The 7,237-nt window shown below is 49.7% G+C and carries 7 protein-coding genes; 2 read left to right on the top strand and 5 right to left on the bottom strand.

Annotated elements, in window-relative coordinates; translation table 11 throughout:
* The 3 genes from lpxA to lpxC form a co-directional block, all read right to left on the bottom strand.
* A partial coding sequence (lpxA, locus tag JGK20_RS15365; RefSeq protein ID WP_293231156.1) for an acyl-ACP--UDP-N-acetylglucosamine O-acyltransferase occupies positions 1-533 on the bottom strand: 533 nt, incomplete at its 3' end.
* 253 nt (positions 534-786) lie between these two features.
* Positions 787-1,308: a 3-hydroxyacyl-ACP dehydratase FabZ gene (gene fabZ / locus JGK20_RS15360; RefSeq protein WP_293186502.1), complete on the bottom strand. Its 522-nt coding sequence runs from the start codon at positions 1,306-1,308 to the stop codon at positions 787-789.
* 187 nt (positions 1,309-1,495) lie between these two features.
* The gene (gene lpxC, locus JGK20_RS15355; RefSeq protein WP_293231153.1) at positions 1,496-2,350 is read right to left on the bottom strand and encodes a UDP-3-O-acyl-N-acetylglucosamine deacetylase; all 855 of its coding nucleotides are present in this window, start codon (positions 2,348-2,350) and stop codon (positions 1,496-1,498) included.
* On the opposite strand from lpxC, the gene JGK20_RS15350 reads away from it, so the two are divergent.
* On the top strand, positions 2,349-2,549 hold the full coding sequence (locus JGK20_RS15350; protein ID WP_293198150.1) for a hypothetical protein: 201 nt from the start codon (positions 2,349-2,351) through the stop codon (positions 2,547-2,549). The two genes, lpxC and JGK20_RS15350, sit on opposite strands and share 2 nt — an antisense overlap.
* A gap of 32 nt (positions 2,550-2,581) precedes the next feature.
* Here the strand turns inward: JGK20_RS15350 and JGK20_RS15345 are convergent, their stop codons facing one another.
* On the bottom strand, positions 2,582-5,047 hold the full coding sequence (locus JGK20_RS15345) for a BamA/TamA family outer membrane protein (RefSeq protein ID WP_293231150.1): 2,466 nt from the start codon (positions 5,045-5,047) through the stop codon (positions 2,582-2,584).
* A gap of 536 nt (positions 5,048-5,583) precedes the next feature.
* Positions 5,584-6,312, bottom strand: coding sequence for a phosphoribosylaminoimidazolesuccinocarboxamide synthase (purC, locus tag JGK20_RS15340; protein ID WP_293186504.1), 729 nt, complete (start codon positions 6,310-6,312; stop codon positions 5,584-5,586).
* 416 nt (positions 6,313-6,728) lie between these two features.
* Here purC and JGK20_RS15335 point away from each other — a divergent pair, with 416 nt between their 5' ends.
* Positions 6,729-7,160, top strand: coding sequence for a response regulator (locus JGK20_RS15335; protein ID WP_293186494.1), 432 nt, complete (start codon positions 6,729-6,731; stop codon positions 7,158-7,160).
* Positions 7,161-7,237: the final 77 nt, after the last annotated feature.

Here is a 7,237-nt window from a genome sequence, read left to right as displayed (position 1 = left end):
GGCACATCTCGATCGATCCTGCTCAAGCCACCGATCATGGATAAGCGGCCGATGTGGACAAACTGATGAACGCCCAAAACCCCGCTGAGTCTGGCTTGAGACTCAATTTTGACGTGTCCCGCTAGGGCTACAGCGTTGGCAATGATTACTCGATCGGCAATATCGCAATTATGGCCCACATGAACGTAAGCCATCAACATATTATTATTGCCGAGCGTCGTGCTTTCCCCCGCTCCAGTAGCGCGGTTGATTGTCACGTATTCCCGAATCACATTGTTGTCGCCAATTGTCACCCTAGTCAGAGAACCCTCATATTTGAGATCTTGAGGTTCCAAACCAATGGCCGCACCAGGGAAAATTTGATTGCGAGCACCTATTTCTGTTAGCCCGTCGATAATTGCATGGGCACCAATCTTAGTCTCCGGCCCGATTTTCACTCTTTCCCCAATTACAGCATAAGCACCCACTTCTACAGTCGGGTGCAGTTCGGCGCGGGGATGAATCACAGCAGTTGGGTGAATCAAAGTAAGCATTTTTCAGTTTTCAGTTGTCAGTTTTCAGTTTTCATGCCAAATCAAGCTTAAATACCCCGTTTATTTCTTAGTCCGCGGAGGCGGACTTCGCTTGTGTAGTAGCGATTTCAATCGCCGAATCATCAAGGAGTAACAAACCAGAATTTAGTATCAGTAGTCCCGTCAATTGTCAGTTTTCAGTTGTCATCAGGAACAAATAAAATTTCCTCAACAACTAATAACCAATAACCAATAACCAATAACCAATAACAATTTAATCTACCATCGAAAACGTCAATTCTCCTTCACAAACTTTTTGTCCGTCCACTTCTGCAATCGCCTGCATTTTTCCGAAGCGGCGGCGTTTTACCCAGAGCAATTCTACAGTCATCAGCAACCGATCGCCCGGTACAACCTGACGGCGGAATTTGACTTTATCAATGCCGGTAAACATCCACAATCCTTGCTCAATGTCCGGTAACTGACCGAGAACCATACCGCCAACTTGAGCCATCGCTTCGACAATTAAGACACCCGGCATAATCGGTCTTCCGGGAAAATGCCCTTGAAAATGTGGTTCGTTGAAAGTCACATTTTTAATTCCTACAGCCCGCACTCCCGGCACGTAATCAACAATCCTGTCTACGAGTGCAAAAGGATAGCGGTGAGGCAATATTTTCTGGATTTCTTCGAGAGTAAAAGTAGATTTAACCGCTGGAGAATTCTCACCGTTTTCTGTGGAAACGGATTCGGAATTAGCAGTATTGAGGGTGTTAACTTCAGTCAGCGTGGACATTGCTTGAAGACTTTTGAGTGTGGTAAAAACGCGAGGGATCGCGTCTAGGTTTGTGAATTGTAACTGCTACGGACAAGCTGGAAGCTTTTCTAACTTGTCTGTAGCACGGCCTCTGTTTGGAGGAAGCATCTCAGTTTTGCTTATACAATACGCGAGCAGGGACAGCACTCAAACAAAACAATGCTGTTTACGAAAATGAGATGCTCCCAGCTTGGGAGTTCAGGGCTTTGGCAAGTTGGACGTGCAGGTTGTGACTGGCTTTGTAAGCCAAGTAATGAGCTTTTGGCAAAGTTCCCAGCAGGCTGAGGTCGCCTACTAAGTCTAAGATTTTATGCCGCACTGGTTCGTTGACAAATCTCAAGGGCGGGTTGAGCCAGCCGGATCGATCGCAAACTAGGGCGTTCTCTAGGGTACCACCTTTGATCAAACCTGCTTGTCGCAATTGTTCAACTTGGCGGGCAAGTCCAAAAGTGCGGGCTGGGGCGATCGCGCTGGCAAAACTTTCTACCTCTGGCGACCAACTGTACCATTGATTGCCGATCGCCTGTTCCTCAAAATCAATTCCGTAACTAAACCGAGTTTGAGCCGACGGTAGGGCGGCGACAAAAGCATCCCCGTGACGCACCCAAATCGGCTCAGTCAGGACGAATGAGGGATTTGGCTCTTCCTGGCATTCTTGAGGAATTAGGCCACTATGGGCGATCGCCTCTACCCAAACCAGAGCCGAACCGTCCAGCAGCGGTACTTCTGGCCCATCAACCTCAATTCGAGCATTATCCGTTCCCATCCCCACCAAAGCGCCTAATAGATGCTCTACAGTGCGAATTTGATCACCTGTCGCACCAGCCAATTCAGTAGAAAGTGCAGTCTGACAAACCGCCTCAATTGTTGCCGGAATTATCGGAGCACCGGGCAAGTCAATTCTGACAAAATAGCGGCCTTCTCCCACCGCAGCGGGCAAGACTCGGACGCGAGTTTGTTCGCCGCTGTGCAAACCAATTCCCGACACTTCAAATTTAGATTTTAAGGTACTTTGAGTCATGGAAGAAGGAAGAAGGAAGAAGGAAGAAGGAAGAAGGAAGAGGGAAGAAGGAAGAGGGAAGAAGGAAGAGGGAAGAAGGAAGAGGGGGAGAGAGGGAGAATCAGTAATTAGCGATTACCAATTACCAATTACCAATTACCTTTTCCCCAATTACCAATTACCAATTACCAATTACCAATTACCCATTACCCCTAACTAATGACTAATGACTACTGACTAATGACTCTTCAATTAGAATCGCTCGCCAATCCCAAAGTGAATTTGATTGTCCCCGCCGTCGTTGATACCGTAATCGATCCGGATCGGGCCTAAAGGAGATTGAATCCGCACGCCGAGGCCGTAACCGTAACCGCTACCGGGCTTTCTGCGAACACCAGCCGGGTCGCCGGGGACATCTTTGCCCGTGCCCAAGTCGGTGCCGGCATCCAAAAATAGCGCTCCGCCGATAAACGAAATAATCGGGAAACGGTACTCCACGCTGCCTTCTAGGAAGCTGCGGCCTGCTCCCATGTCGCCTTCTTTGTATCCGCGCACCGAGTTGGCGCCACCCAAGGCAAAGGCTTCGTAGGGAGGCAAATCTCCGAATACGGTGCCGGCTTTAAAACTAAATGCCAGGGTTTGAGGGCCGGGGGTAAAGTTTGTGTACTTGACTGGTAGGTAAAAGCTGTAGCTGGCGCGCAGGCGGTTGAGCAAGATGCTGCCGGAACCTACAGGAATTGATTGTTCCATGCCAAATCTGAGCAGGGAACCGCTGGTGGGGCGGAGGGGGTCGTTGCGCCGATCGCGCACAGCACCTGCTTGAATGGTTGTCAAGTCATCGGAACCAGAGTTGCTAAAACTTAGCTGGTTGCCGAGTGCATCCTCGGATTCGCGCCGGCCTTTGCGATCGGTAATTGAGACTCGCTGGTATTGCAAACCGAGTGAAGCTGTCCACTCAGAATCTGCAAAAGGATCGCGCGACAAGGGACGGGTAAAATTGATGCCGCCACCGGTGCGGACGATGCGGGGTCGATCGTCATTTGCCAATCTGACTTCCCTCTCGCCGCCGTCAAAAATCACGCTGATCGATCGCCTTCTAAAAATATTAGCCGTGAAAGAAGTCCGGTAAGGATCGCCCGCAATCCAGGGATCGGTAAAACTCAAGTCAAACAGCGTTTGGCGTTGCCCGATTTGTACTTCAGCCCCCAATTTTTGGTTCCTACCGTTCAAGTTTTGCTGCTGGTAACTCAGCGTACCGAACGGGCCCGTCGCGGAACTCAAACCCGCACCCGCAGCCAGAGAACCAGTATTTTTCTCAATGACGTTGACAATTACCCTTGCCTTGCGGGGGTCAGTCGTTCCCGGTTCCAAAGCAAGCCGCACGTCTTCAAAAATCCCCAAACCAAACACTCGCCTCAAATCCCTTTCCGCCTTGGTGCGGTTAAAGATGTCTCCAGGCTTGAGTTGTACTTCGCGGGTAATGACATAGCGGCGGGTGTTACCTCCGATCGTCTGACCGGTCGCATCCGTTGCCTCTCCCTCCTTGTTCAGGAAGCGGACATCAACGGATTCGATCTGGCCTTCTGCCACTACCAAGGTGACAGTGCCGTCGTCTGCTACTTGTGGCGCATCAGTGATTTGGCCCAAAACATAGCCGTTTTCTTGATACCAGGCATTAATTTTTTTCACTCCCTCCTCAAAGCGGCGGAGGTTGAGAATTTTGCCGTACTGATCGCGGAAGCTATCGTCAATTACGCTTTGGGGCAGCACTTGCTGACCGGTGATTGTCACTCCCCGCAGCACCGGATTTGGCTGCACGATAAAACTCACCCGAACGCCTAAGGGGGTGTCTTCCGGGACTGCACGCACGTTTCTGAAAAAGCCGGTGGCAAAAATGGCGTTGATGTCTTGTTGCAGTTGGCTGCGGTTGGTGGTGCGTCCCGGTTGGGTGCTGATGACTCGGTAAATCTCGCTTGCCAGGTCTCCGGTTGCCCCGGTAACGGTAACTTCGGCAACTAGCACTTGCGGTTCTGCTGCCCCGGCTGGTGCGGGGGCTGGTCTGGGCTGCGGTGTTCCTGGGCCCGAGGGCAATGTCGGAAGGGTGTTAGCCGGCGGTCTGGTCGGGGCCGGTCTGGTCGGGGCCGGTCTAGCCGGGGCCGGTCTGGGGGGAATTTGGGCGTTTTGGACGATCGCCCCTGATTCATCCTGGACTGGTTTGGGAGAAACTTGGGCGTTTTGGACGATCGCCCCTGATTCGTCCTGTTTCCGAGGCTCTACGGCAACCCAGGTGGGCGAAACACCCGTCTCCGAGGGGGGGAGCGGGCTAGCCACTTGTGCCTCTGGCAGGGCATTTTGGCTGCTAGAGGCGACGGGATTGGATGCAATCTCCGGTTGGAGTTGCACCTGTGCGGGCGAAACCGGGGTTACTGGGTCTGTGACTCGGTTTGGGGGTTCGCGATCGTCTTCTCCTCTGCGAGGGGCCGCCGCTATTTTTAGGGCTGCCGCTGGGCTGCTGTTAGCGGCTGTGCGGTTTTGAGGAGAATTTTGGGTTAATTCTGGAACGGGGCGATCGGGTAATTCGATCGACGGGGCGGAAGGAACGGCAGCCAAAGCTTCCTCTGTTGATTCAGAGTAGGATGTTTGACCACTTGCCGAATTTGATAATCCGAAGGTTGCTGAGACAGTAAAAACTGCCACCAATACAGCAGATAAACGCATTTTTGTTCACTCTTTTGGGCGATCGCACACACGACATTATTTAGTCGTCTTTGAGCGATCCTTCAACCGCAGATGTCAGACAGATAAACACAGATAAACGCAGATGATTTCAGGGTGTTTTCCGATTTTTGCAAGAGGTCTATTAGTCATTAGTCATTAGTCATTAGTGCGAGTCTCGGAGCTCGCGAACAGCATTAGTCATGAGTCATTAGTTAACTGTCAACTGTCAACTGTCAACTGTCAACTGTTTATCTATCCCCCGCTGGGCTGTCGTAGTGTTCCCCAAATTTTAGACTAAGAGTTCAACCTCCCAGATTCATTTGTGAAGTAAATCTAAAATTTAAAATCGACTGACCGCTAAATAACCACACAAAAATAATTACATAAAGACTCCTTACTAGGCAAGAGTTTCAGTCGAAATTTCGTGTAATTAATTCGGAACTACTACTTACTTAATTGATGACTGTTCACGGCTGATTGCTGACATTAAAGGCAGAAGGGGTACAAACTGTGCAATTCTAGCGCATTTCAAGCCTCTATACTTTCTGAGCTAGAACCCGCTGGAGAACTTGCTGGTAAGCGCTTTCTACCGAGCCCAAGTCGCGGCGGAATCTGTCTTTGTCCATCACGCGCGCGTCGGGGTCAGTTTCTGCGTTGTCCCAGAGGCGACAAGTGTCGGGACTGATTTCGTCGGCGAGGATCAGATTTTGATGTTGGTCGATACCAAATTCCAGTTTGAAGTCTACCAGGGTGATGCCGCACAGGGTAAAAAATTCTTTGAGTATTTCGTTAATTTCACGGGCGGCGATCGACAGTTGCTTTACTTGTTCGGGGGTAGCTAGCTGCATTAACTGCAATCTGCCGCGGGTTAGCAGCGGGTCTCCCAGATCGTCGTTTTTGTAATAAAATTCCACCAGCGGCGGATTGATAATTGTACCGAGGGCGATTCCCGTTTGTTTGCAAAGACTACCGGCGGCAATGTTTCTGACGACGACTTCTAAGGGCAAGATGCCGACGCGGCAGACTCGCATTTGGTTGGGGGCGGGCGTGTCGATGAAGTGGGTGGGAATGCCTTTGGCTTCTAGCATCCGAAACAGGTGGGCGGATATGGCGCAGTTAATTTCGCCTTTGCCGGCGATGCTGCCGCGTTTTTGGGCGTTAAAGGCTGTGGCGTCGTCTTTGAAGTGGGTCAGCAAGATTTCGCTGTCTTCGGTGGAGTACAGGATTTTGGCTTTGCCTTCGTAGAGTTTGCGATCGGCTGACATGGCGATTAATAATATAGATGAGTTTGAGATTTTACCGTAGCTCGATCGCAAATTATACCATTTTAGATGTGAGATTTTAGATAGGGAATGCCCGATCGTGTATAGGTTTCGAGCTTACTTACCAGAAAGAATTGGATTAAAGCCGGAACCCTTGTAGGGAGAAATTAAAATCAGACTATTCATTACTTCAATCCTCGGACTTCTGCGTAGAGGTCGCTCTCTGGGGGTCAACTGTCAACTGTCAACTGTCAACTGTCAACTGTGGAAGCCTCCAGATATATACTGCGATCGGCCCAGGCATAAATGATTCTTGACAAAGCACAATAGAGATTAGACCTGCTGGGTTCGCGATCGGTGCTGAATGAAGCTCACCATACAGACTGGCGCTTAAAAAACATCTGTAAAATGGCTGATTTATGGAAGACAAAAAAATTCATATCCTCTTGGTAGAAGATGATGAGGTGGATGTGATGAACGTCCGGCGAGCGTTCAAAAAAAATAACATTGTTAACCCCCTCTACTTGGCAGCAAACGGATTAGAAGCTCTGCATATATTGCGCCAAGAAAGCAAAACAGAGCCTGCAATGCCTCAAGCACGCCGATTGATTTTGCTCGACTTGAATATGCCGAGAATGAACGGCATCGAGTTTTTGCGAGAATTGCGGCTGGATGAAAAGTTGAAGTCGATTCCAGTGATCGTCCTCACTACTTCTAATGAAGATAGAGACAAGGTAGAAGCTTATAATTTGAATGTAGCTGGTTATATTCTTAAGCCCGTCACTTTTTCTAACTTTGTGGAAGTTATGGCTACCCTCAACAAATACTGGATGCTGAGCGAAATTCCCTAAGCCATAGAAAAGAGAACAGCAAAATTTCAAGATGGCTGTTGTGATTTTGGGAGCGGTATAGCGGTTCTCAAAAAAGT

This window comes from Microcoleus sp. PH2017_05_CCC_O_A, from assembly GCF_020738785.1.
Lineage (GTDB): Bacteria > Cyanobacteriota > Cyanobacteriia > Cyanobacteriales > Microcoleaceae > Microcoleus.
The sequence above is the reverse complement of the archived record's forward strand: the minus strand, read 5'-3'. Positions and strand labels throughout refer to the sequence as shown.